The sequence below is a fragment of the Stenotrophomonas sp. genome (genome assembly GCF_032056425.1).
Lineage (GTDB): Bacteria > Pseudomonadota > Gammaproteobacteria > Xanthomonadales > Xanthomonadaceae > Stenotrophomonas.
Window position 1 is genome coordinate 20,261 of record NZ_DAMBCN010000024.1, and the last position, 24,289, is coordinate 44,549.

At 64.5% G+C, this 24,289-nt stretch carries 19 protein-coding genes; 15 read left to right on the plus strand and 4 right to left on the minus strand.

Going from position 1 to position 24,289, the window contains the following annotated elements; translation table 11 throughout:
- Positions 1 to 10 precede the first annotated feature (10 nt).
- The 8 genes from RTY46_RS15155 (at position 11) to RTY46_RS15190 (ending at position 8,997) form a co-directional block, all read left to right on the plus strand.
- Positions 11 to 1,390 (plus strand): YncE family protein, encoded by a 1,380-nt coding sequence (locus tag RTY46_RS15155; protein ID WP_312709386.1) that lies wholly within the window; start codon positions 11 to 13, stop codon positions 1,388 to 1,390.
- Positions 1,391 to 1,443: 53 nt separating this feature from the next.
- Positions 1,444 to 2,487, plus strand: coding sequence for an ABC transporter substrate-binding protein (locus RTY46_RS15160; RefSeq protein ID WP_312709387.1), 1,044 nt, complete (start codon positions 1,444 to 1,446; stop codon positions 2,485 to 2,487).
- Complete coding sequence (locus RTY46_RS15165; RefSeq protein ID WP_312709388.1) at positions 2,484 to 3,527, plus strand: iron ABC transporter permease; 1,044 nt, start codon at positions 2,484 to 2,486, stop codon at positions 3,525 to 3,527. Before RTY46_RS15160 ends, RTY46_RS15165 begins: the two co-directional genes overlap by 4 nt.
- Entirely contained in the window at positions 3,524 to 4,285 is a 762-nt protein-coding gene (locus tag RTY46_RS15170) for a heme ABC transporter ATP-binding protein (protein WP_312709390.1), read from the plus strand. The genes RTY46_RS15165 and RTY46_RS15170 overlap by 4 nt, the downstream gene beginning before the upstream one ends.
- 115 nt (positions 4,286 to 4,400) lie before the next feature.
- The gene (locus RTY46_RS15175; RefSeq protein ID WP_312709391.1) at positions 4,401 to 5,150 is read left to right on the plus strand and encodes a hypothetical protein; all 750 of its coding nucleotides are present in this window, start codon (positions 4,401 to 4,403) and stop codon (positions 5,148 to 5,150) included.
- 472 nt (positions 5,151 to 5,622) lie between these two features.
- Positions 5,623 to 7,659 carry an elongation factor G gene (gene fusA, locus RTY46_RS15180; protein ID WP_312709392.1) on the plus strand — a complete coding sequence of 679 codons (2,037 nt, stop codon included), beginning with the start codon at positions 5,623 to 5,625 and terminating at the stop codon, positions 7,657 to 7,659.
- A 202-nt stretch (positions 7,660 to 7,861) separates the two neighbouring features.
- Positions 7,862 to 8,134 (plus strand): hypothetical protein, encoded by a 273-nt coding sequence (locus RTY46_RS15185; RefSeq protein ID WP_079221882.1) that lies wholly within the window; start codon positions 7,862 to 7,864, stop codon positions 8,132 to 8,134.
- A 110-nt stretch (positions 8,135 to 8,244) separates the two neighbouring features.
- Complete coding sequence (locus RTY46_RS15190) at positions 8,245 to 8,997, plus strand: SapC family protein (protein ID WP_312709393.1); 753 nt, start codon at positions 8,245 to 8,247, stop codon at positions 8,995 to 8,997.
- A gap of 1 nt (position 8,998) precedes the next feature.
- Here the strand turns inward: RTY46_RS15190 and RTY46_RS15195 are convergent, their stop codons facing one another.
- Complete coding sequence (locus tag RTY46_RS15195; protein ID WP_312709394.1) at positions 8,999 to 11,335, minus strand: ATP-binding protein; 2,337 nt, start codon at positions 11,333 to 11,335, stop codon at positions 8,999 to 9,001.
- On the minus strand, positions 11,332 to 11,958 hold the full coding sequence (locus tag RTY46_RS15200) for a response regulator transcription factor (protein ID WP_312709395.1): 627 nt from the start codon (positions 11,956 to 11,958) through the stop codon (positions 11,332 to 11,334). The genes RTY46_RS15195 and RTY46_RS15200 overlap by 4 nt, the downstream gene beginning before the upstream one ends.
- Before the next feature lie 338 nt (positions 11,959 to 12,296).
- Here RTY46_RS15200 and RTY46_RS15205 point away from each other — a divergent pair, with 338 nt between their 5' ends.
- The 5 genes from RTY46_RS15205 (at position 12,297) to RTY46_RS15225 (ending at position 21,230) form a co-directional block, all read left to right on the plus strand.
- A complete protein-coding gene (locus RTY46_RS15205) occupies positions 12,297 to 15,290 on the plus strand; it encodes a TonB-dependent receptor (RefSeq protein WP_312709397.1) in 2,994 nt (997 codons plus the stop codon).
- A gap of 1,337 nt (positions 15,291 to 16,627) precedes the next feature.
- Positions 16,628 to 17,635: a site-specific integrase gene (locus RTY46_RS15210; RefSeq protein ID WP_312709399.1), complete on the plus strand. Its 1,008-nt coding sequence runs from the start codon at positions 16,628 to 16,630 to the stop codon at positions 17,633 to 17,635.
- Positions 17,636 to 17,764: 129 nt separating this feature from the next.
- Positions 17,765 to 18,571 carry a competence protein CoiA family protein gene (locus tag RTY46_RS15215; RefSeq protein WP_312709400.1) on the plus strand — a complete coding sequence of 269 codons (807 nt, stop codon included), beginning with the start codon at positions 17,765 to 17,767 and terminating at the stop codon, positions 18,569 to 18,571.
- A 227-nt stretch (positions 18,572 to 18,798) separates the two neighbouring features.
- On the plus strand, positions 18,799 to 19,473 hold the full coding sequence (locus tag RTY46_RS15220; RefSeq protein WP_312709402.1) for a helix-turn-helix transcriptional regulator: 675 nt from the start codon (positions 18,799 to 18,801) through the stop codon (positions 19,471 to 19,473).
- 597 nt (positions 19,474 to 20,070) lie between these two features.
- Positions 20,071 to 21,230 (plus strand): IS3 family transposase gene (locus RTY46_RS15225; protein WP_312709404.1). Its coding sequence is split into 2 segments (ribosomal slippage): positions 20,071 to 20,326 and positions 20,326 to 21,230, totalling 1,161 coding nucleotides; the frame shifts between segments, so codons are not numbered across the junction.
- Positions 21,231 to 21,588: 358 nt separating this feature from the next.
- Here RTY46_RS15225 and arsC read toward each other — a convergent pair.
- Both arsC and arsH read right to left on the minus strand, forming a co-directional pair.
- Positions 21,589 to 22,008: an arsenate reductase (glutaredoxin) gene (arsC, locus tag RTY46_RS15230; protein WP_312709405.1), complete on the minus strand. Its 420-nt coding sequence runs from the start codon at positions 22,006 to 22,008 to the stop codon at positions 21,589 to 21,591.
- Positions 22,005 to 22,745, minus strand: a complete 741-nt coding sequence (gene arsH / locus RTY46_RS15235) for an arsenical resistance protein ArsH (RefSeq protein WP_312709406.1) — start codon at positions 22,743 to 22,745, stop codon at positions 22,005 to 22,007. The genes arsC and arsH overlap by 4 nt, the downstream gene beginning before the upstream one ends.
- 40 nt (positions 22,746 to 22,785) lie before the next feature.
- Between arsH and RTY46_RS15240 the strand changes: the two genes are divergently transcribed.
- Together RTY46_RS15240 and arsB are read left to right on the plus strand one after the other, a co-directional pair.
- Positions 22,786 to 23,100, plus strand: coding sequence for a metalloregulator ArsR/SmtB family transcription factor (locus RTY46_RS15240; protein ID WP_312709408.1), 315 nt, complete (start codon positions 22,786 to 22,788; stop codon positions 23,098 to 23,100).
- A 56-nt stretch (positions 23,101 to 23,156) separates the two neighbouring features.
- Positions 23,157 to 24,215 carry an ACR3 family arsenite efflux transporter gene (gene arsB, locus RTY46_RS15245; protein WP_312709410.1) on the plus strand — a complete coding sequence of 353 codons (1,059 nt, stop codon included), beginning with the start codon at positions 23,157 to 23,159 and terminating at the stop codon, positions 24,213 to 24,215.
- Positions 24,216 to 24,289: the final 74 nt, after the last annotated feature.

The following is a 24,289-nucleotide window of genomic DNA, read 5'->3' on the forward strand; positions in this document are numbered from 1 at the left end:
GGAGCCTTCCATGTCGTCCCGTTCGCCCCTCCGTCTTTCTTCCCTGGCCGCCGGCCTGTTGCTGGCCGTTACCGCATCGGCGCAGCCGGTGTTCGACCAGCCGGCCAATGCCACCTTCAAGGGCCAGGTAGTCTCGCGTGGCGAGAACGTGGTGCCGGGCAGCACTGCTGATGTCACCGGTCGCGGCTTCGTGCCCGGCCAGCAGATCAGCCTGGTGCGCGGCGATACCGTGCTGAACAGCCAGCCGGTGGTGGTCGATGCCGATGGCAACTTCAAGACCCAGCTGGCCATTCCGGCCGATGCGGTGCCGGGCACCCATCCGGTGGTGGTACGCGCCAGCCAGCCGGCGGCCGCCACCGTGCTTAAACTGCGCATCTCGCCGCAGCTGCCGCTGTCGGGCCAGCAGCAGTTCACCACCCAGTCCAACAAGCTGGTGCCGGGCCTGTACCAGTCCGCCTACAGCGCCGCCAGCAATGCGGTGTTCGTCACCTCGGCCGTGGGCCGCCCGCCGGTCACCCAGTCGCAGCTGCTGAAGCTGGACCCCAAGAGCCTGAAGGTGACCAAGGCGATCACCCCGGCGCAGGTGCCGGGCAGTACCAACGGCGCCGTCTACGCGGTGTACGGCGTTGGCGTGGACGACACCAACGGCAACGTGTGGGTCACCAACACCCGCCAGAACACCGTGGCCGTGTACCGCCAGAAGGACCTGTCGCTGGTCCATCAGTTCCCGGTCGATGCCGTGCCGCACGCACGTGACGTGGTGGTCGATGGCACCCACGGCAAGGTGTTCGCTTCGGCTACCGGCGAAGACCACCTGTCGGTGTTCGATGCCAAGACCCTGAAGCCGCTGGAATCGATCACCCTGGAATCGGGCGTGGACGAAGGCAAGTTCACCCCGATGAGCCTGGTGCTGGATGAAAAGGCCGGCAAGCTGTTCACCGTCAGCATCGGCACCCCGGAAGCGGCGGTGATCGACGTGGCCAGTGGCAAGGTGGACAAGGTAATCGACCTGGGCAATTCGATCAGCGCCTCTGGCGTGGCCTTCGATGCGCAGCAGAACCGCCTGTACGTGGCTTCGCAGGGCACCGACAACCTGCTGATCGTCGATGTGGCCAGCGGCAAGGTCGTGCACGATGTGCCGGTCGGCGCCGGTGCGCTGAACGTTGCGTTCGATGACAAGAGCGGCCTGGCTTACGTCACCAATCGCGGTGCCGGTACGGTTACCGCGGTCAACCGTGATGGCAAGGTTGTCGGCAACCTGGATGGCGGCACGCTGCCCAACCACGTGCGCGCCGATGGCAAGGGCAACGTGTTTGCCGTGAACAAGTCGCGTGGCGCCGAAGACCCCAAGGGTGACCGCATCACCCGCATCAGCCTGCGCCAGCCGTAACCCCCGTGCCGGGCGAGGGCAGTGCCTTCGCCCGGCCAGCAAGGAGAATCTGCATGAACTTCGCTTCCCACCTGCGCCTGTGTGCGCTTCCGTTGGCCGTTTCGCTGGTGTTGGCCGCCTGCGGTGGCAGCGCGCCGCCCGCCGCGACAGATGCCGCTGCGCCGGCAGCTGCGCCCACCGCGAATGAAGCGGCACTGCCGGACGGCTGGCAGCGTGTGGCCGGCGTGGATGTGCCGGCCCTGCAGGACCTGAAGGCGTCGCTGCCGACCACGGTAGCCAGTGACGACGGTGCCCGGGTAGAGGTGAAGGATGCCAGCCGGATCATTGCCGGTGGCGACGATGTCATTGCGGTGCTGGAAGCGCTGGGCGCGGGCAAGCAGGTGTTTGCCGCGCCCACCAACACCACCACCCAGGCCGGCCTGGCAGCGCCGCATCAGTTCCTGTTCAACCGCACTACCGGCGTGGAAGGTGTGTTGAGCCTGCAGGGCTCGCTGTTCCTGGGCAACAGCCTGCGCCGCCACACGGAGTTGTCGAAAAAGCTGCGTGAGGTGGGCGAGCCGGCCGTGGTGGTGGACGACCTGCAGCCGGCGCCGGACAAGGTGCGCAAGATCGCGGCTGCGATCGGCCTGGCTGATGCTGGCCAGACCCTGGCCACCCAAGTGCAGCGCCAGCTGGACGAGGCCGCCGCCATCGGCAAGGCCCTGGCCCTTACGCCCCGCGTGATCCACGTGTCGGCGACCGGTGCCGGCGGCCTGCCCACCGTGGCGGGCGCCGACAGCGCTTCGGCGCAGCTGATCGCGCTGGCCGGTGGCGTGAACATCGGCACCGAGGCGGGGGTGAAGAACTATTCGCAGCTGAGCAACGAGGGTGTGGTTGCCGCGGCGCCGGAGGTGATTCTGGTGACTGAACACGACCTGCAGCAGTTCGGCGGTGCCGATGGCCTGTGGAAGGCCTACCCGACGCTGAAGCAGACGCCGGCCGGTGCGGCCAACCGGGTCTGGGTGCTGCCGGATGTGCAGCTGAAGTACACCAGCGTGGGCTCGGGTGCGGGCGCGCTGGCGCTGGCCAAGGCCTTCGCGGCGCTGCCGCCGGCATGAGCCCTGCGGATCGGCGCCGCCGTCGCGGGCGGGTGATGTTGCTGGTCGCGTTGCTGGCGCTGCTGGGGGCAGTGCTGGCGTCGTTCGCCGTGGGCCCGCTGCGCCTGCCGCCGCTGGAGGTGCTGCAGGCGCTGGCGGTGAAGTTGGGCCTGGTCGATCCGCAGGCGGTCAGCAGCCGCGACCTGGCGGTGGTGTGGCAGCTACGCATTCCGCGCGCCCTGTTGGGCGCGATGGTGGGTGCTGCACTGGCCATGGCCGGTGCCAGCCTGCAGGGACTGTTCGGCAACCCGCTGGCAGATCCTGGCATCGTCGGTGTCAGCCAGGGGGCGGCGCTGGGCGCCGTGGCGGCCATCGTGCTGGGCGCGGCCGGGGCCGCGGGCTGGCTGGTGCCCGTGGCGGCCTTCGGCGGTGGCGCCGCGGCCATCGGCCTGACCTATGCGCTGGCGCGGCCCGGCAAGGGCACCGGCAATGCCACGCTGCTTCTGGTGGGCATTGCCATGGCCGCGTTCTGTTCGGCGTTGATCGGCTTCCTGACCTACATCGCCAGCGAAAGCGAACTGCAGTCGCTGGTGTTCTGGCAGATGGGTTCGCTGGCGCGCGCCAACTGGTCGGACGTGGCAGCGGTGCTGCCGCTGTTCGCCATCGGCGTGTTCGCGCTGCTGCGCCTGGCCACGCCGTTGGACATGCTGGCACTGGGTGAGCGCCAGGCACAGCACCTGGGCCTGGACGTGGCGCGCACGCGCCGTCGCCTGGTGGCCTTCAGTGCATTGCTGGTGGGCGCGGCGGTCGCGTTTGCCGGATCGATCAGCTTCGTGGGCCTGGTGGTGCCGCATGTGGCGCGGCTGCTGGTCGGACCGGGGCACCGTTGGCTGCTGCCGGTGTCCGGCCTGCTGGGTGCGCTGTTGATCGTGGTGGCCGACACCGCCGCGCGTACGCTGGACCCGCCGGCGGAGATTCCGCTGGGCCTGTTCTCGGCGGCGCTGGGTGCGCCGTTCTTCCTGTGGCTGGTGCTCCAGCAACGTCGCAAGGTGGCGGCATGAGCGCCCTGCTGCACCTGCGCGACGTGGTGGTGCGCCGCCAGCAGCGCGAGATCCTGCACGGCATCAGCCTGGACTTTGCGCCGGGCACGGTGACGGCGCTGGTGGGCCCCAATGGTGCCGGCAAATCCACCTTGTTGGCGGTGGCCGCCGGGGACCTGCATGCCGATGCAGGCGACGTCGCATTGAAGGGCCGCCCGCTGCGTGCGTACAAGGCCGGTCCGCTGGCGCGCGAGCGCGCGGTGATGCCGCAGGAACATGGTGTGCGGTTCGCCTTCAGCGTGGAGGAAGTGGTAGCGATGGGGCGCCTGCCGCATCCGCCGGATCCGGCCGTGGACGATGCGCGGGTGGAGGCCTCCATCGATGCGGCCGAACTGCAGGCGCTGCGCCTGCGCGAAGTGCAGCAGTTATCCGGTGGCGAGTCGGCACGTACCACCTTCGCCCGCGTGCTGGCGCAGGATACGCCGCTGCTGCTGTTGGACGAACCCACCGCAGCGCTCGACCTGCGCCACCAGGAGCGCACACTGCGCAGCGTGCGCGCCTGCGCCGAAGCCGGCGCGTGCGTGATCGTGGTGCTGCACGATCTGAACCTTGCCGCCGGTTACGCCGATCGCATCGTGCTGCTGGAGCAGGGCAAGGTGGCCGCTGACGGCACGCCTGCGCAGGTGCTTACCGAGGCGAACCTGCAGCGCGTGTACCAACAGGAGGTGGTGGTGCTGCAGCACCCGAAGCGTGGTGTCCCGCTGGTCGTGGTGACCTGAGTCCACGGGGTCAGATCCTTTCGCCCAGCGAAAGGCTCTGACCCCAAGCCGCAAAGCTTCCGCTTGCGTCGCGACGTACCATGGGTGGTTCGTATTTCTTCAACGGAATGACCCCATGAAATCCCCGTTCGCGCGCACGGCGCTTGCCGCTTCGCTGGTGGCTTCGGTGTACGCCGCACATGCCGCCGGCACTACCTCGGTGTCGTTGAGCAAGGCGGCCGATCAGGCCGCCTCGATCGAAACGCGCAGCGCCAAGGGCAACGGTGCCACGCCAGACCTGTTCACCACGCACTACTACGCGGGCGGCGAGATGATGATGGCGTGGGCAGATCAGCAGGTGCTGGTGCTATGCAAGAAGTCCGCCTATCTGAAGCTGCCGGGCATGAAGCCCGCTGCCAGCGAACTGCCACTGGAGCAGCGGCAGATGATCGGCGCACAAGCGATGATGGCGGGCTACACCAGCTATGCGGCCATTGCCGAGTTGGTGGATGGCTCGGTGGCCGTAGCCGACGACGGCAGCGAGGTGCGCAGCCAGGCGGAACGCCCGTGGGCGTATGGCACCGAGCGCTACGACGTGATCAGCCAGCGCCTGCCCAACGGCGCGCTGCGCGTGCGTGCGCTCAAGACCGCCACGGTGAACACGGCCAAGCGCTCCAAGCCCGGCGACATCTTCAGCACGGACGAAGACCAGGACGCACGCCTGAGTGAGCTGGGCGCCGTCGGCAGCTGGACCGAAGTCACCTTCCACACCACGCCGCGCCGTGGCGAAGTGGACCCCGCGTATTCGCTGAAGGGCTGGGTGTCGGTGACCGGTGACAGCGCTGCCAACGTGGGCGAAGCGCGGCGGATCAACGGCTGCGAGTGATCGGCTGTTGCTGGGGTCAGAGCCCTTGGCTGCGCCAAGGGATCCGACCCCTTGGCCGCCCCGGGGTCGGATCCTTGCGCGCAGCGGAAGGCTCTGGCCCCACCAGGTCTCATCGTTCCATCCATGCGTGCAATTGCCACTTGCACGCAGGAATCACAGGTCTAGAATGCGCACCATGAACCGGATGCCGCTCCTGAAGTTTTCCACCCTGACCCGCGCAAGCGCGGAACGGGCGTGTCTGCCTGGAGTGCCACGACGCCGCTGATGCGGCCGTCGCTGGACCATCCACAGAGCGCCCTTCGGGGCGCTCTTTTCGTTTCTGCCATCCCGCTTTTGAACGCTGCCGGCCGCGCCGGCCCACCGCAAGGAGAACGTGCCATGCACCAGATCGCCGAGACCGAACGCTAGCCGCACGCCCTGTCGCCAACCGGGGCGTGCGGCCCCTGAAGTTGGCTTTGCAGGAACCTATCTCATGAACACCCAGACCCTTTCCCGTCGCCGCAACCTGGGCATCATTGCCCACATCGACGCCGGCAAGACCACGTTGACCGAACGCCTGCTGTGGAAAAGCGGCGAGATCCATCGCGTCGGCGAAGTGCACGACGGCAATGCGACCACCGACTTTTCGGCCATTGAGCGCGAGCGTGGCATCACCATCGGCGCAGCGGCCGTGCAGGCGCAATGGGCGCCGCGTGATCTGCCGCCGCACCGGCTGACGCTGATCGACACCCCCGGCCACATCGACTTCGCCATTGAAGTGGAACGTTCACTGCGCGTGCTCGACGGCGCCGTGGCCGTGTTCTCGGCCGTGGATGGCGTGCAGCCGCAGTCGGAAACCGTGTGGCGCCAGGCGCGCCGGCATGGTGTGCCGTCCATTGCTTTCGTGAACAAGATGGACCGCGTGGGCGCCGACTTCGGGCGTGTGCTTGAGCAGATGCAGGACAAGCTGCAGGCGCGGCCGTGGGCGCTGGGTGTGCCGCTGGGCAGCGAAAGCGCGTTCAACGGCTGGGTGGACCTGGTGGAGGAACGGGTGCTGCAGTGGCACGACGATGGCACGACCATGGTGTCGGCATGGGACGATGCCGCACGCACGCAATGGCAGGCGCATCGCCAGGCGTTGATCGAGGCGGTGGCCGACCATGACGAAGCGCTGGCCGATGCGTGGCTGGAAGGGCGTGAGATCGACGCCGACCAACTGCGTGCCGCGCTGCGCCGGGCCACCCTGACCGGTGCCGGCGTGCCGGTGCTGGCCGGTGCGGCGTTCAAGGACAAGGGCATCGAAACGCTGCTGGATGCGGTGGTCGATTACCTGCCGTCGCCGCTGGATCGCCCTGCCGTGACCGCCGCAAGCGAGCACGGTGACATCGCGCTGCCGCCGGATCCGGGCGGCCCGCTGGCGGGCCTGTTGTTCAAGATCACCCACCAGCAGCACGGTGCGCTCAGCTTCGTGCGGCTGTACTCGGGCACCTTGAAGGTGGGCGATGCCGTGGCCAGTTCGCAGCATATGCAGGGGCGGCGCGTCAGCCGCCTGGTACGGGTGCAGGCCGACCAGACCCACGACATCGAACAGGCGGTGGCCGGCGACATCGTGGCGGTGCTGGGCTGGAAGGATGCCGTCAGCGGTGAAACGCTGAGCAGCCGGGCGCAACCGCTGCAACTGGAAAACATCCAGGCGCAAGCACCGGTACTGGCATGGCGGTTGAGCCCGGCGCGGGCGACGGACCTGATCCGCATCGCGCAGGGCCTGGCCAGCCTGGCCCAGGAAGACCCGTCGTTCCGGGTGGAAACGGATCGCGACAGTGGTGAAACCCTGGTCTGGGGGATGGGCGAATTGCACCTGGAAGTGATGGTCGAGCGCCTGCGCAGCGAATGGAAGGTGGACGTGGGCGTGGGATCGCCCCGCGTGGCCTACCAGGAAACACCCGTGCGGCCTGTGTCGGGTGTGGTGGGGCGGGTGTCCAAGCAGAATGGCGGGCAGGGTCAGTTCGCCCACGTGGTGCTGGATGTGGCGCCGCGCGAGGATGGTGAGGTCGTCTTCAACGACCGCATCGTTGGTGGCGTGGTGCCCCGCGGCTTCATCGCGGCGGTGGAGAAGGGTGTGCGCGCGGCGCTGTCTGATGGCCCGCATGGCTACCCGGTGGTCGGTGTCGAGGTGACCCTGGTCGATGGTGAGACCCACGCCAAGGATTCCTCGGAACTGGCTTTCCATCGCGCCGGGCTGGAAGCGGTGCGCGCGGCCCTGGCCGGCACGGGTACCCAGGTGCTGGAGCCGGTGATGGAAGTGACGGTGCACGCGCCGTCTGCTGCAGTGGGTGACGTGGTGGGCGATCTGAATCGCCGCCACGGGCGCATTGCCCGCATCGACGACCAGGACGGTCGCGCGGAGGTCAGCGGGTTTGCGCCGCTGGCCGGCCTGGTGGGCTACACCACCGCACTGCGCTCGCTCAGCCAGGGGCGCGCCAGCAGCGAAGCGCACCTGCACGGTTACGAGCCGGTGCGCGCGGCATAGCAGGCAAGGCAGGGGAGCTCGTTCGCGGGCTCCCTTTTTTTGTTGGATGCCCGACCCGGGTATGGGCGGAACATCCTCGCATGGCGTGGGTGCGTCCACTTGCTCGCTGCATCGCAACAAAACCAAAGAAAAAGCTGGATTAAAGTGATGCCTCACGATAAATTGCGCACCCCCTGTTGATTTGCCGCCGACCGCACCCGCCATGCGTGATGACAATGACCCCGGAACCCTGGAGTTGACCCTGCCGCGCAAGCGCGGTCGGCCGCCCAAGTTCGGGTACGCCATGAGCGATGCACAGCGGGCGGCGCGCTACCGCGCGCGCAGGGCAGGGCAGGCCAACCACGCCGATGTGCGTTCGTGCAGCGACATGGTGCTGCTGGACAAGATCCGCGCGGCGGTCAGCGCACGCGACACCGAACTGGCCGGCTTCCTGGTGCATGTGCTGTGGCAGCGCTACCCGCTGCAGCTGAAATAATTCGTGGTCGGGGTGGCCGTGGCCACCCTCCTTGTTGATAATGCGGGGTTCAGGTTGTTCCCGCTGGCGCGCCCGGGATGGCAGGCGCGCATGATCGACATGGTTTTACGATGACCACTACCAGCGACACCACCACTGAAGCTGCACCGAGCAACGCGCCCCTGTTCTACACCCGTCCGGTGCCGCTGCAGGCCGACAAGCATGCCGACGTGCGCATCCTGCCGGGCAAGCTCGAATTCGCAGCGAGCAGCAACTCCATCCCGCTGGTGCTGGGCGAGTTCTCGCTGGCGCTGCACCACTTCCCGATCCTGTTCGCTGGCCCGACCGCAGTGCCGATGGCTGCCGTGGGCCTCACCACCGACAACCTGTTCATCACCGATGGGGCATGGGCGGAAGAAGCGTACATTCCGGCGTATCTGCGCCGCCACCCCTTCATCTTCATCGACACCGGCGAAGGCAACGACTTCCTGCTGGGCATCGATGAAGACAGCCCGCGCATTGCGCGTGGCGGCGAGGAAGGCCAGCCGCTGTTCGCCGACGGCAAGGCGACCGACCTGGTGCAGCAGGCGCTGGATTTCTGCGGCCAGTTCACCCGCGAACACGATCAGACCCAGGCCTTCTCCAAGGCGCTGGTGGACAATGATCTGCTGGTGGAGCGCAATGCCAATGTGCGCCTGCCCGACGGTCGTGAGTTCAACCTCAATGGCTTCCACGTCGTGGACGTCGAAAAGTTCGTCGCGCTGCCGGAAGCGACCGTGGTTGAGTGGCACCGCAACGGGTGGCTGGCGCTGATCCATCAGCACCTGATGTCGCTGGGTCGCTTCAACGACCTGACCCGCCGCCAGGTCGCGCGCGCCGCCTGATTCAAGGCGCCTGCACGGCCTCGGGGTCCCCGGGGTCGTGCAGCGCCCGTAGCTGCGCGGCGAGTTGCCCCGCAGCATGCCAGTCCGGCTCCGCTAGCCGCCCCAACCCCGCAAGCTCGGCCGCCGCATCCGCCAATACCTGCCGACCCTGCATCTGCAGCGCGCCGTGCAGGCGGTGCGCATGATGGGCCAGCGCCGTGGCATCGCGATCGCGGAGCGCCCGGTTCACGGCAGCGAGCTCGTGCAGCAGGTCCTGCTGCAGCGCCTGCTGCCACCCGGCATCCACGCCCGAGACCCCGCCCGCGTCCACGGGTGCGCGACCCAGTACCTGCAGCAGTGCCTCCATGCGCAGGGGCTTGCTCAGCACCGCGTCGAATCCGGCGCGTCGGCAGCGCTGCTGGTGCGCCGGCCCGGTATGTGCCGACAACGCGAAGATCAATACATCCGCGGCATGTGCATCCCCGGCGCTCCTCAATTGAGGCGCCAACTCATAGCCACTGCTTTGGCCGAGCTCGATATCCAGCAGCACCACCGCATGCGGCGAGGCGCGCTGGTGCAGCAGTGCCTGCTCCGCGCTGGAGGCCTCCCGAACCGCGGCGCCGCGCTGGCGCAACTGTGCCGCCATCGCACGTCGCGACAGCGCATGATCCTCCACCAGCAGGATATCCGTGCCTGCCAGGACGGGCTCACCGAGGGGTGGCGCGCAGGGCGCGTCGGCCTCGTTCGGCAGGTCGACCACGCGGGTTGGCAGGCGCAGGCTGAAGCGACTGCCGCGGCCGTGCACGCTGTGCGCGACCAGCGCGCCCCCCATGGAGCGCGCCAGCTCGCTGCAGATTGACAGCCCAAGCCCGCTGCCACCGCGCGCCTGGCCTTCAGTGCTGGCTTGGAATGGCTGAAACAGCACCTTCATCTGCGCCGGCGCAATGCCTATGCCGCTGTCGATCACGTCCAGCAACACATGAACGGCGTCCGTGCCGCGCTCCAGCTCAATGCGCACTTCTATGCCACCCCGCTCGGTGAACTTCACGGCATTGCCGAGCAGGTTGTCCAGCAATTGCCGCAAGCAGTGCGGGTCCAGCAACAGGCCTGGCATCGATGGCTGGACCTGCAGCTGCAGGTTGAGCCCTTTGCCGCGTGCTGCAGGCTCCATTGCCTGCAATGCCTGCTCGCACACCGCAACCACATTGCAGGGCGCGAGGGTGGGGGTGAAATGACCCGTAGCCAAACGCGAGAAGTCGAGCGCGCGGGTGAGCCGGGTGCGCAGGTCCAGGCCAGCGCGATTGGCCGCAGCAACCAGCTCGCGGGCCGCCCCCGGCAGGCTGAGCTGGCGCAGCAGATCCAGCGAAGAGAGCATCAGTTGCGCAGAGTTGCGCACTTCGTGACTGAGCATGCCGACCGCCTGCGCATGTGAGCGCGAGCGGCGATGCCACGCCGCCAGCAGATGACGACGCAGTAGCACCACCGCCAGCGCCAATGCGGCAAACGGCAGCAGCCACGGTGCGGCGCGCGCCCCGATCCTTTCAAGCGCATCGGCCAGCGAAGAGGGCAGGGTCTGCACCGCCCAGCGATGGCCCAACGTCGCATGCTCCTCCATGGTGATCCTGTCCAGCGCGTGTTCAATGTGCGCCAACAACGGTCGATTACCGTGCCGCACCAGCAGATGCAACTGCTCGGGGAAGCCGGAGCGAATCTTCTGCAGCTTCAGGCTGCCGCCAAAATGACGGCGGGCAATGGGTCGCAGCGAAGCATCCATGCCAATGGCGGCGTCCGCCGCGCCGGCTTCGACGGCGGCCAATGCCGCGTACACATTGGGCACCGGCAACACCTGGATCGAGGTCGCCTGTTCTGCCAACCATGCGGGGTAGGCATCACCCTCGATCGCGACCAGCGAAACCGTATGCAATTGGCCCACATCCCGCGGCAGACGTTTCCATCGAAGCCCGGCAAGCGTTGTAGCTGCACCGGGAAAGCCGCGATGGCTGGTCTGCATCGGGCACGGGGTGGGGTGGTCGTCCGCGCCCCCCTGGACAAGGATCAAGTCGGCATCGCCTGCGCACACTGCGGCAAGTGCCTGCTGCAGGCTCCCGAAGCGCGCTTCGATGAACGCCAGCCCGGCATGGTGCGCCACCAGCTCGGCGTATCCGTGTGCAATGGTGGGCAACGCCGGGCGGCTTCCGGGCGCATCCGGCAGGGGATGCAGGGTCGGATAAGTCGCAACCCTGACCTGCTGCCCCTGCGCCCATGCCCCAGTTTGCGTCTCGTCCGCGCGGGTGCGGGGGAGCAGCCCAAGCACCGTTGCGATGGCAATGCAGAAGCAGACGGCCAACCTGCCGCTCATAGCGCCTCCAACTGGCGGCGCAGGGAGTAGATTTCCGCGTCGTTGCGCAGCCCCAGCTTGCGCAGCGCAGCGACCTTCTGCGTGCTTACCGTCTTGACGCTGCGGTGCCGGCGTTGCGCGATCTCGGACACGGTCAGTCCGGCAAGCAGCAGCCGCAGCACCTCGCGCTCATTCCGGCTGAGCGGCTCCTGCCCTGGCCTCTGCCTGCATGCCACTGGAACCCGATACAGCCCCTGCGACACCCTGACCACAGCTTCGGCCAACTCGGTCAACGGCTCTGACTTGCCCACATACCCACTGATGCCAGCAGCCAGCAGGTGGGCGATGGCTGCCGCCGAAGCTTGCCCGGCAAAGGCCAGCAGCGGGGTGCGCGGCGCGCGCTCGCGCAGATGTTCGATCAGGGCCACGCCGCTCAGGTCACCTGGCGCCAGCGTGATATCAACAATGGCAACATCAACCCGGTGTTTCTGCAGGGCGCGGGCGAATCCGTCACTGCTCGGATGGCTGGCCACGATCTGGAAGCGGAAGTCGGTGCCAAGATGCAGGGCGGTGCCGCGGCGGACGACGTCATGGTCATCCAGCAGGGCCAAGCGTAAGCGGCGCGGTGCAGGGAATCCGTTCATGCGCTGAGGGTGATCGTCGCCGGTGGGGCGTGGGGCCCATTCTGGCGCTGTGATCGGCGCAGGCATCGAATTCGTTCGATTTTTACGATTATTCTTATTTCGCGCCGTACGCGTCATGGACGTACGCGCATGGCGCGCGGCGCAATTAACGTGACGCGTCACGGGCGAGCGGGGCGCTTGCGGGGAGGGGGAGGGCGCCCTATCGCCATCGGCAAGCAGCAGATAACGACTCGGCATTTCTGCATTGGGGCGCGAGCGGGGTTAATGAATGTGCAATGTCTGGCGCGTCGCTTGCGGCGCATCGACAGCGCTTCCCCCACTACCCGTACCGATACACGATGACGACAGTTCGTTCTTCGCTGCGCCCGCGTCTGCTGGCGTTGGCAGTGGCGCTTGCCACCGCGTCTCCCGCGCTGCATGCGCAGTCCACCACAGGTGCCATTGCCGGCCAGGCGCCACCGTCCACGCAACGCATCTTCGTTCGCAGTGACACCGGCCTCAGCCGCGAGGTGGCGGTCGATGCACGCGGACGCTTCAGCGTCAGCCAACTGCCGCTGGGCCGCTACACGGTGGAAGCGCGCGATGCCGATGGCAAGGTGCTGGAGTCGCGCCAGGATGTGGCACTGACCGTCGGTGCCAGCACCGAAGTGTCTTTCGCCAGCATCACCCGGCTGGATGGCGTGCAGGTCAGCGCTGATCGTGCTGCCGCGGCGATCGATGTCAGCAGCGTGGATTCGCGCACGGTCATCACCGCCGAGCAACTGCAGCGTCTGCCGCTGGGGCGCTCGGCCGAGGCCATCGCCCAGCTGGCGCCCGGGGTGATCGGCAACAGCGGCAACGGCAGCTATGCCGGCCCGACCGGCGCACAGCTGGTCAGCTTCGGCGGTTCGTCGGCGGCCGAGAACGCGTACTACATCAACGGCTTCAACACGACAGACCCCTTGCGCGGCCTGGGCGGCCTGACACTGCCGTACGGCAGCATCGACCAGCAGGAGATCTACACCGGCGGCTACAGTGCCAAGTACGGCCGTTCCGATGGTGGGGTGATCAACGCCGTCGGAAAGCGCGGCACCAACGACTGGCACTTCGGCGGCCAGGTGACCTGGGAGCCGGCCTCGGCGCGCTTGGACAAGGACGACGTGCGCTACCCGGGTGACGGCGCGCTGTACGCCCCGGAAAGCAAGGACCGCGAGTGGGTGACCACGCAGAGCGTCTATGCCGGCGTCCCGCTGATTGAAGACCGGCTGTTCTTCTTCGGCTCCTATGAACTGGAGCGCCGCGAGGGCACCGATGTAAAGAACGTCGAAGCCACCAATTCCTATTCGAAGTATGAGTACAACCGGCCGCGCTGGTACGCCAAGCTGGACTGGAACATCACCGACAACCACCTGCTTGAACTGACCGGTGCGTCCAGCCGCAACGTGTTCCGCGGCGACATCTTCGCCTATGACTACGACACGCTGAGCCGGGGCGAGCGGCGCGGCAAGGAAGACACCACCAAGACCGGTGGCGACCTGTGGACAGCCAAGTACACCGGCTACCTGACCGACCGCCTGACGGTGAGCGCGCAGTACGGCGAGATGAAGACCGATGACTACATCGGCAATCCGGCCTACGACGGCAGCCTGACTTACATCAACAGCGCCTCGCTGCAGAATCCGGCGATCACCGGCGGAACGCCGATCACCAATGCGCAGACCACGTCGCTGCTGGTGAATCCGGCCCGTGGCAACCGCAGCAACAATCTGCGGCTGGACGCGAACTATGTCTGGGGCAACCACAGCATCACCGTGGGCATCGATAACCAGAATGCCCGCGCACTGAACCGTGGCTCGGTGGCGTCGGCCGATGGTTACTACTGGATCTACGGCCAGTCCAACCCGAACGTAGCGATCAATACGGGCCTGGGCGTGCCGGCCACGAGCGGTATCCGCAATGGCGAAGATGGCTATTACGTGCGCCAGTACATCTACAGTGCGCTGGCCTCGGTGCGCGCCTCGCAGCGGGCGCAGTACATTGAGGACAATTGGCAGGTGACTGATCGCCTGCTGTTGAACCTGGGCCTGCGCCTGGACCAGTTCACCAATTTCAACCGCGATGGCGACGCGTACATAAAGCAGACCAGCGGGCAGTGGGCGCCGCGCCTGGGCTTCAGCTGGGACGTGGGCGGGGACGGACGCTTCAAGGTGTTTGGCAACGTGGGCCGCTACTACCTGGCGCTGCCACTGAACCCTGCCTTCAATGCCGCCGGCGCCACCCTTGCAACGTCGACGTACTACACCTACGGCGGCATCGACAGCAATGGCTACCCGACCGATCTGACCCAGTTCTCTGGCGCAGTGTCGTCCAACAACAATTACGGCCTGCTGCCGGATGCAAGGACCGTGGCGACCTCGGGCATTGAACCGTCCTACCAGGATGAGTTCATCCTGGGCTTCAGCAAGGCACTGGGCCAGAACTGGGTGTACGGCGCCAAGGCCACGTACCGCGTGCTGCGCAGCGGCGTGGATGACTACTGCGATATCGACGCCGTACTGGGCAAGGCCAGCAGCCTGGGCTACAACGTGACCAAGGACAGCAATCCGGTCAGCTGCTGGCTGATCAATCCGGGCCGGGCGAACACCTTCAACCTGGTCGATACCAGCGGCAATTACGTGTCCGTGCCGCTCAGCAACGCGGAGATGGGCTTCCCGCGTTTCAAGCGCAATTACTACGCGGTGAACCTGTCGCTGGAACGTCCGTTCGATGGCCGCTGGTACGCCCGCGCCGATTACACCTGGTCGCGCAGCTATGGCACCACTGAAGGCCAGTTGCTGTCCGGCATCGGCCAGACCGCTGTATCCACCACACAAGCGTGGGATTACGCGCAGTTGATGGAGCACACCAACGGCCCGCAGAGCAACGACCACACCCATCAGATCAAGCTGCACGGTTACTACCAGATCACCCCGGAATGGCTGGTGTCGGCGAACATCAAGGCGCTGTCGGGCACGCCGTTCAGTGCGCTGGGCTCCTACGGCCCGAACTTCGAGGATCCGTCCGGCTACGGCATTGCCTACCACTTCTACAACGGCCAGCCGGCGCCTCCCGGCAGCCAGGGCCGCCTGCCGTGGTTGAAGCAGCTTGATCTGGGCGTATCCTACCGCCCAGCGGCTGCAGAGGGTCGACTGGGCTTCAATCTGGACGTGTTCAACGTATTCAACAGCCAGACCGCGCTGTGGAAATCGCCGTACTCGGAACTGGACCCCGGCCAGCCAGACCCGCTGTACGGTGCCGCCACCGTGCGGCAGGCGCCGCGATCGCTGCGGGTCAGCGTGAGCTACGACTACTGACCAAGGGGGCAGGGTGGGCCGGGGAGGGAACCCCTGCCCGCTATTGGGTCGGATCGTTTCGCAACGCGAAAGGCTCCGACCCCATTCCAGTTCCAGGCGCAGTGATGCCGGCGTAGAGTCTGGGCCGGCCATGTGCAACCCAGGAACTGGACCGTGCCACCTTCGAATCGATTGCTCTGCAGCCTGGCCTGGGTCTTGGGATTGGTCACCACGGCGTGGGCTGTGGGATTCGTTTCAGCCGCAGAACCCGAACCAGAACCGGCCGTGGCCGACGCCATGATGGAAGTCACCGGCACGCTGGAGGTTTACCCGGGCGGTCCTGGCACTTCCCACGCATGTTTTGAGGCGCAGTCTGCGCTGGTTCGGGAAACGCGTGATGATTGCGGGATCCATGCAGTTCCGGCCACGGATGGACGACGTGATCTGGTGGGAGATCAAGGAGGATGTGATCTATGTGGAGCGGATTGAGCGGCTGTAGGGCTCGGGCGGTATGGGCATATCCTTTCGTAACATAATATACATTATGCGCAATGGCATGTTGGTACGGAACAGCCTCTAGACCTCCCCAATTCCCGCTAGACTCGCCTCGGGTTCCCGCCGCCACCCAGGATTGAAAGCGGCCCTCAGACAAGGATGTGTTGAGCGCAGCGTAGTTGGGGTGCTTCCTGCAGCAACTTGAAGCATTTCATGCACCCGAGGCGGTCATCGCCAATGATCTGCAGCGAACCGGGTGCATCCACAACAGCCTGCAGCGAACTTGGTGCATTGCCTAACCTATGCAGCTTTTCTGGCACATTGCCAATGGTGCAAAGAGCGCTCGTGCATGGCGATCGGAGCCCGGAAGCCAACACCCTATCGCAACGATCAAGAGCTCAACCAGTCATCGCAAGGAATCATGGAAATCGAGCCTAGCACGCTTCGTTGGACTTGGTTGATTGGACAACAAGAAGGCTTAGCGACGGAGTGCGTATCTCGCCATCGCAAGGTGGTGCACTCCCAACGGTATGCAGCGAACTGGATGCACCCACAACTGCTGATGAGTGGATGTCTGAGTGCAGAATCGATGAAAGATTCAAAGAAACTCAAGTAGGTGAACGGTTGTCGGGTAGTCCCAGGCACTTCGGCGCGATGATTGGCCGGTGCAACGAAGATGGTCCTTCCATCAGCGCAACGCAGCCAACATGGAGCATTGCCAATGAAAGGGCTCTTATCCGGCGCTAGCTAGTTGGGTTTCTCGCAGACGTGGTGCCAAAGTGACACCACGCCTTGTTGCATCTGAACTACAGGCGTTGATTGATCCATGCCCAAGTGGACTTGGCTAGGACGCCGTACGCGAGGTGTTCGCTGAAGCGGCGTCGGCCAACACGACCCGCAGTTACGCCACCGCACTGCGCTACTGGGCGGGCTGGCACGTGGGGCGTTACGGTCAGCCAATCGAGATGCCGCTGCCTCCGTCGTGCGTAATCCAGTTCATCGTCGACCATTTGGCCCGGCGTTCCGGTGAGACGCTGGTCTGGGAGCTGCCGCCGGCCCTGGATGCCGCGCTGGTGGCGTCCAAGCTCAAGCAACGTCCGGGGCCGTTGAAGCTGCCGACCATCGTGCATCGCGTGGCGGTCCTCTCCAGTGCTCACCAGTTGCTCAAGGTGTCCAACCCATGTGACACCACAGAAGTTCGCCAGCTGTTGGCCAAAGCTCGGCGCGCGGCGCATAAGCGTGGCGAGCGACCTAGCAAGAAGACGGCCATTACCGCGCACGAACTTAGGGCCATGATCAAGACCTGCGATGAAGACCTTGTAGGCATGCGCGACCGTGCCCTGCTCTTTTTCTCGTTCGCTAGCGGGGGGCGTCGACGAAGCGAGACTGCCAGTGCCCGGGTTGAGAACCTGACTCATATTGAGGATGGTTACCTGTACCGCTTGGATGTGGGCAAGACCCTCCAAGATGGCGTGAAAACGGGCGGCTCACCTGACAAGCCGATCATTGGCGAGCCCGCTCAGGCGCTGCGTGCTTGGCTGCATGCTGCCGGTATCCAACAAGGCCCCCTCTTCCGCCAGTTGGCGCACGGCCGGGTCGGCGGCGCACTCTCGCCAAAGTCCGTGGCCACGATCATCCAGAATCGGGCTAAGGCCGCAGGCTTGGCCGGTGACTATGGCGGGCACAGCCTGCGTTCTGGTTTCGTCACCGAGGGCGCTCGTCAAGGCATCGCACTTCCGGCGATCATGGCCATGACCGATCATCGGTCGGTCGTGAGCGTGATTGGCTATTACAATGCGGGCGCGGCAGAAATCAACCCGGCTGCCCGATTGCTGGAAGGCGATTCGCCGACGCAGGTCCAGCCAGAGTAATTGGGCGCAGTTCAAACCCTGAGTCATTGGTTTCAGCCGGAATCGGCAAGAGTCCGACGGCGTGTTCATTGCAGATATTCTTGCCTCATCCGTACACTAGGCGAAGCTTGGGTAGGAGGCGATCAGGGAATGGAAATCGCATTGGTACAAGGGCAGCGGACGCTTCCGAGCGTCGGGCTCAGGGGCACTTGTCCCACATGTGGCGCGGCGATGATTGCCAGATGTGGCGAAAAGCTCATCCACCACTGGGCCCACGCCGGACGGCGAAACTGTGATCCGTGGTGGGAGAATGAGACAGAGTGGCATCGGGAGTGGAAGGCCCATTGGCCCGTCGAGTGCCATGAGATCAATCATGTTGCGCCAGATGGCGAGATTCATCGGGCGGATGTCAAGACGCCCAGTGGCATTTACGTGGAGGTGCAGCATTCTGCGATGACGGATGCAGAGCGCCAGTCACGCGAGGACTTCTATCAAAACCTCGTGTGGATCATTGACGGCAGGCGGTTCCAGAAGAACTTCACCATCCACCACATACTCCCCGATCCCTCCCTACCCTGGGCCCAGGACTGCCGGTGGTTTCCCATCGCCCATCGGACACATCGCGGAACCACGCAAGGGATGTACCACAAGCTTTCAGAAGTTGTGGAGGACCGAAAGCGCTCGCCCAACAGCAGCATGCATCGCGTCTATTTTTTTGTAGATGATCGCGCCAAGTTCGAAGCGGCCGACGTCGGTTATCGCAATTTCTGTTGGATGAGGCCGCATACCACTTGGCTGAATGCGACCAAGCCGGTGTACATCGATTTTGGCTCTGACGTAATGGTTCGACTTGATCTGTATCCAGTCGAGATGCTGCGTTGTGTTCGTTTGGTCAGTAAATCCAGGCTTATCCATGATCTTGGCACCCTGCCCCATGCATCCGAGGTCTGCGCATAGGCGCGAGCCAGCGTGGCGGCAATGGATGGCTTGCGGCGCACTCCTCAGGCTGCCCGATTAGCGTATGTGGCCTCGCGTTCGGCAGTTTCCTGAAAAGGAGGGCAAATTCTGTCCCGATAAGCATCTGGACATTTAACTCCCTGTCGGACACCTGTCGTGTCACTGTCGTGTTGCCAAGCCCGCCGCCCTCTTACTCTGGGTTACCTACCCTGACGGAGTGACCTTCCATGACTACCGCGAACCCGCCCCGGCTGTTGACGCCTGATGAGGTTGGCGCCTGCATCCGTCAGTTCCGCCAAATGCGCCATTGGTCGCAAGAGCAGCTGGCGGAGATCTCGGGCCTTAACGTGCGGACTGTTCAGCGGGTTGAACAGGGCGATTCGGCCAGTTTCGACACCCGTCGCGCCTTGGCCCGTGCCTTTGAGCTCAATGACATCGATGCGCTTAACAAGCCCTTCTCATTGCCTACGGACGAGGAGCTGAAGGCAGCGCAAGAGCAGTTCGAGCGTGACCACGTCACCCTGGCTGTGACGCCCCTGACTACGGGCCGCCAGCTGGCCAGCTTGGTCACCTCCTGCGAGATGGACCTGTCCGAGCCAGCCATCGAGCTACCGCGCGAGGCGGCAGCCGAGTTTGCTTCGCTCGTCGACTACTACCGAGAGTATCGCGAGTGCCACGACCTGTACTCTGAAACCGATAAGCTTGAGATCTACGACGACCTGCAGCGGCACATCGACACGCTGAGGGTGTTAGGCGTGTCGTTGACTTACGGTCAACGGGGGGTGGCCCTCCGGATGGGTTCGGGTCTGCCAATGAGCGCTACTTGCCTGTACGTCGTGGCGTTTCGTCTCGGCCAAGAGCCGAGTCAGATCGTCACCCCTAAGGCGGCGCGTATCGGCTAGCTTTTGCGGACGTTCTCTCTGACGGGTGAGCCAGTGGACTCTGTATTCTTGAGGCTGGATCATCCTTTAGAGGGGGCTTCGTGTCTGAACTGGCGGGCGAAGGATTAGCATCAACGCTTTCGAGCTCGGCAGAACTGTTGAGCGAAATCCGAGGTGCCTGGGGAGATGTGGCCGCCGGGTCGGATCCTCGATGCAGAGCCGCGATGGCATTGTGCCAAATGTCGCTAGACCACGCCTCGGCCGTCCAAGCCCTGATCTGCACCCTGCCGCAGTCGGCAATTTCTCTGGTCCGGCCACAATATGAGGCGCTGGTTCGTGCGACTTGGGTGTTTCATGCCGCGAGCCCCCAAGACCTAGAACGGTTGCTGAGCCCCCTGAGTCTACATAGTCAACAGGAAGCCAAAAAGCTTCCTGGCGTTCAAGAGATGCTCAAAAAGCTCGAGACGTCAGGTCCGCGGGGAGCGTCGCAACTTCTGGGTAGGGTCCGGGAAAACGTGTATGGAGGACTGAACTCATACCTCCATGCCGGCATTCTGGACCGGCCAGGATTTCGTAGACAACTCAGAGCCATAATCAATGGTAACGAGAGAGGTGTCTATGGCGAGCAAGCAGTACACGGATGAGTTCAAGGCCGAGGCGGTCAAGCAGGTGACCGAAAGGGGCTTCGCTGTCGCGGAGGTTGCCAAGCGGCTTGGGGTCTCTTCCCATAGCCTGTACCAATGGCTCCGTAAGGCCAAAGGCAAGGCGCTGGCGGGCACACCCGAGGGGGCTATGCTCCCATCGTCCAAGGATTCAGCCGAGGTCCGGCGCTTGAAGGCCGAGGTCAAACGCCTGACCGAGGAGCGCGACATACTAAAAAAAGCCGCGGCGTACTTCGCCAAGGGATAACGGCGAAGTACGCGTTCATGCGTGAGCATCTGGAGCAATTCAGGCTGACCGCAATGTGTCGAGTCCTTGGTGTTAACCGCAGCGGGTACTACGCATGGGCGGGCAATCCAGACGGGCCGCGGCGTCGTGAAGATGATCGCCTTCGGGGCCTCATCAAGCACGCGTGGCTGGCGAGCGGTACGGTCTATGGCTACCGCAAGATCACGCGTGAACTTCGGGAGAGTGGCGAGCGCTGCAGTCGCCACCGTGTTCGACGCCTGATGAGGGCAGAAGGCATACGGGCGGAGATTGGCTACGGAAGGAAGCCGCGGCATCGAGGCGGACCACCCGGAGTGGTTGAAAACGTCGTCAATCGTGACTTCTCACCCTCTGGGCTCAACAAGGTGTGGGTCACCGACATCACGTACATCCGCACGTATGAAGGCTGGCTGTTCCTGGCAGTGATCGTCGACCTTTATTCACGGCAAGTGGTTGGCTGGGCGACACAGTCTCAGATGACCACCGATCTTGTGCTGGGGGCGCTCGTATCGGCGATCTGGAAGCGGAAGCCCGGTCCGGGCTTGATCATTCACTCCGACCAGGGCAGTCAGTTCACAAGCAGCGATTGGCTATCGCTGCTGAAGCAGCACGGCATAGTTCCGAGCATGAGCCGGCGAGGAAACTGCAACGACAATGCGGTGGCTGAGAGCTTCTTCAGTGCGCTCAAGAAGGAGCGGATCAAGCGACGGATCTACCCAACCCGGGACGAAGCACACTCTGACGTGTTTAATTACATCGAGATGTTCTACAACCCGGTCCGCCGGCATGGTTCCGCTGGCGGCCTAGCCCCTGTAGAGTTTGAAAGGCGCTACGCGCAAAGCGGCTCATGAGTGTCTACGGAAGTCTGGCCGGTCCAGAGCGCGGCCGTGGGAAGGGGACTGCGCATGACGATGAACGCTGCTCCAGCGATTGCAAGACCAAGCGTCAGGCCTTTCATCAACTCCAAGAAGTCCCTCAATTCTTTTTGGAAGGCATCATCCCTGGCATTCACTGCGATTGAGATGCTGGCGTTGTCGCCTCGATTTCTTGCGGGTTCACTCTTTGGCCGATGCGTCGCCGCCTTCCTCTTTCCCATTCGCGCATACTTCTGAAAGTAGAAAGGCCTAGATCGGTCGACATCTCGACATCTTGAGGCCGCATTCCACGAATGCACCGAGGGCGGTCGCAATGCTCTAGAACTGCCCGATGTCAACGGAGGCGCCTGCCATCTTGATCAATCACCACTTCGCCATCTTCCTTGGTAAAGGGCTCTCGCACCGCCGGCAGGATATCCAGAACCACCTCGGACGGTCGGCACAGGCGCGTGCCCATGTCCGTCTGCACGAAGGGCCGATTGATGAGAACAGGATTGGCCAGCATGGCATCCAGCAGTGCGCTCTCGCTCAGCGCGGGATCGTCCAGCCCCAGCTCCAGATACGGCGTGCCCTTCTGTCGAATCGCGCCGCGAACATCCAATCCGGCCGCGGCAATCAGCGCGACCAGCTGCGCTCGGCTGGGTGGGTTGGCCAGGTACTCAATCACCTCAGGCTCAATGCCGGCGTGACGAATCAACGCCAAGGTGTTTCGCGACGTGCCGCACTTTGGGTTGTGGTAGATGACAGCGTTCATGCGCTCTCCTTTTCGTTCAGCGTGGCCTCGACCACGCCGGCCGCGGCGGCAAGCGCGTCCGCTTCGACTGCGCCCTTTCGCTCGCTGTAGCGGTCAACCAGGTAGTCACTGCGACCACGCACCAGCAGGGTGAACTTGACCAGCTCTTCCATCACATCCACGACGCGATCGTAGTACGCAGACGGTTTCATGCGCCCTTCGTCATCGAACTCCTGCCAGGCCTTGGCCACCGAGGACTGATTTGGAATCGTCACCATCCGCATCCAGCGACCAAGAACGCGTAGCGCGTTGACCACGTTGAAGGACTGGGAGCCTCCGCAGACCTGCATCACCGCCAGTGTGCGACCTTGGGTCGGGCGCACGCTCCCCTCCTCCAACGGCAGCCAGTCGATCTGGTTCTTGAACACTGCCGTCAGGGTGCCGTGGCGTTCCGGGCTGACCCACACGTGCCCTTCAGACCACAGCGAGGCCTGGCGCAGCTCCTGCACCTTGGGGTGCGAGGCGGGCACGGAGTCGAGCATCGGCAGGTCGTGCGGATCGAACAGTCGGGTCTCTGCACCCAAGTGCTCCAACAACCGCTGCGCCTCCAGCGCCAGCTTGCGGCTGAAGGACTGCGGGCGCAGGGAGCCGTACAGGATCAGGATGCGGGGCCGGTGTGGCGATGCATTCGGCGCGCTCAGCTTTTCGGCAGCCGGAGGGCTCAAGGCGCCAGGGACGACATTGGGAAGCTGCTGCATGCGGGTTGTCCGGCGGATTCGATTCGACTATTCTAGAAACATGGAACATAAGACTGCAACCCATGCCTTGGCAGCCCTGGGCCACACCACCCGGCTTTCCATCTTCCGCCTCCTGGTCCAGGCCGGAAGTGGCGGCAAGCTGGCCGGTGACATCGCACAGTCGCTTTCCCTTCCCGGCGCCACCCTCTCCTTCCACCTGAAGGAGCTGCTGGCCGCTGGCCTGGCCACCGCCGAGCAGCGCGGTCGCACCATCTGCTACCGGGCCGAGTTCCAGGCGATGAGCGCGCTGGTGGCCTACCTGACCGAAAACTGCTGCGCTGGCGATCAGGCCTGCGACCGCCCTGCGGGTTGCTGACGTTTCGCCCCTTCGAGATCGCACAGATCGACTAACCGCTCCCTGCGAGACCTGCCATGACGACTGATACGCCCCGCCTGTCCTTCCTGGACCGGCACCTTACGCTCTGGATTTTCCTGGCAATGGCCTTGGGCGTCGGCGTGGGCGCGATGTTCGAAGGCGTGCCCAGCGCGCTCCACAGCCTGTCGATTGGATCGACGAACATCCCGATTGCCATTGGCCTGATCCTGATGATGTATCCGCCGCTGGCCAAGGTGAAGTACGAAGAGCTACCCAAGGTGTTCGCCGACAAGCGTGTACTTATGCTGTCGCTGGTGCAGAACTGGATCTTCGGCCCGTTCCTGATGTTCGGCCTGGCGGTGCTGTTCCTGCGCGACTACCCCGAATACATGACCGGCCTGATTCTGATGGGGTTGGCACGCTGCATTGCCATGGTGCTGGTCTGGAACCAGCTCGCCCGCGGCGATGGGCAGTATGTGGCGGGCCTGGTGGCATTCAATTCGATCTTCCAGATCGCGCTGTTCAGTGTGTATGCGTGGTTCTTCCTGTCGTGGCTGCCGCCGGTGTTCGGGCTGCAGGGCAGCGTGATCGACGTCAGTTTCTGGACCATTGCCGAGGCGGTGCTGATCTATCTGGGCATCCCCTTCCTGGCAGGGTTCGTTACCCGCCGTTTGCTCAAGGCGCGCAAGGGCGTGCGTTGGTATGAAGAGACGTTCCTGCCGGCGATCAGTCCCATCACGCTGGCGGCGCTGTTGTTCACGATCGTTGCCATGTTCAGCCTGAAAGGCGGCGACGTGCTGCGCATCCCGATGGATGCAGTGCGCATCGCGATCCCGCTCACGCTCTATTTCATTATCCAGTTCGTGCTGAGCTTCTTCATGGGCAGGTTCATTGCCAAGGACTACCCGCGCACGACCGCAATCGCTTTCACTGCAGCAGGCAACAACTTCGAGCTGGCCATTGCCGTTGCCATCGCCGCGTTTGGCCTGGCCTCGCCGGTCGCCTTCGCCGCGGTTATCGGCCCCTTGGTGGAAGTGCCGGTGCTGATTCTGTTGGTGCATGTCGCGCTGCGGCTGGGCAAGCGCTATTTTCCTGCCGACGCAGGAGGCCATTGAGTCATGCGACGGGAATCAGTCCTATTAACGTGACGCGTCACGCCCGATCACCACCCCATTGGCGCCCCACCCCA

What these genes read in the sequence shown, in the direction of transcription:
- RTY46_RS15155 (WP_312709386.1), top strand. Translation starts at nt 11, where the DNA reads ATGTCGTCCCGTTCGCCCCTCCGTCTTTCTTCCCTGGCCGCCGGCCTG.
- RTY46_RS15160 (WP_312709387.1), top strand. Translation starts at nt 1,444, where the DNA reads ATGAACTTCGCTTCCCACCTGCGCCTGTGTGCGCTTCCGTTGGCCGTT.
- RTY46_RS15165 (WP_312709388.1), top strand. Translation starts at nt 2,484, where the DNA reads ATGAGCCCTGCGGATCGGCGCCGCCGTCGCGGGCGGGTGATGTTGCTG.
- RTY46_RS15170 (WP_312709390.1), top strand. Translation starts at nt 3,524, where the DNA reads ATGAGCGCCCTGCTGCACCTGCGCGACGTGGTGGTGCGCCGCCAGCAG.
- RTY46_RS15175 (WP_312709391.1), top strand. Translation starts at nt 4,401, where the DNA reads ATGAAATCCCCGTTCGCGCGCACGGCGCTTGCCGCTTCGCTGGTGGCT.
- fusA (WP_312709392.1), top strand. Translation starts at nt 5,623, where the DNA reads ATGAACACCCAGACCCTTTCCCGTCGCCGCAACCTGGGCATCATTGCC.
- RTY46_RS15185 (WP_079221882.1), top strand. Translation starts at nt 7,862, where the DNA reads ATGCGTGATGACAATGACCCCGGAACCCTGGAGTTGACCCTGCCGCGC.
- RTY46_RS15190 (WP_312709393.1), top strand. Translation starts at nt 8,245, where the DNA reads ATGACCACTACCAGCGACACCACCACTGAAGCTGCACCGAGCAACGCG.
- RTY46_RS15195 (WP_312709394.1), bottom strand. Translation starts at nt 11,335, where the DNA reads ATGAGCGGCAGGTTGGCCGTCTGCTTCTGCATTGCCATCGCAACGGTG.
- RTY46_RS15200 (WP_312709395.1), bottom strand. Translation starts at nt 11,958, where the DNA reads ATGAACGGATTCCCTGCACCGCGCCGCTTACGCTTGGCCCTGCTGGAT.
- RTY46_RS15205 (WP_312709397.1), top strand. Translation starts at nt 12,297, where the DNA reads ATGACGACAGTTCGTTCTTCGCTGCGCCCGCGTCTGCTGGCGTTGGCA.
- RTY46_RS15215 (WP_312709400.1), top strand. Translation starts at nt 17,765, where the DNA reads ATGGAAATCGCATTGGTACAAGGGCAGCGGACGCTTCCGAGCGTCGGG.
- RTY46_RS15220 (WP_312709402.1), top strand. Translation starts at nt 18,799, where the DNA reads ATGACTACCGCGAACCCGCCCCGGCTGTTGACGCCTGATGAGGTTGGC.
- arsC (WP_312709405.1), bottom strand. Translation starts at nt 22,008, where the DNA reads ATGAACGCTGTCATCTACCACAACCCAAAGTGCGGCACGTCGCGAAAC.
- arsH (WP_312709406.1), bottom strand. Translation starts at nt 22,745, where the DNA reads ATGCAGCAGCTTCCCAATGTCGTCCCTGGCGCCTTGAGCCCTCCGGCT.
- RTY46_RS15240 (WP_312709408.1), top strand. Translation starts at nt 22,786, where the DNA reads ATGGAACATAAGACTGCAACCCATGCCTTGGCAGCCCTGGGCCACACC.
- arsB (WP_312709410.1), top strand. Translation starts at nt 23,157, where the DNA reads ATGACGACTGATACGCCCCGCCTGTCCTTCCTGGACCGGCACCTTACG.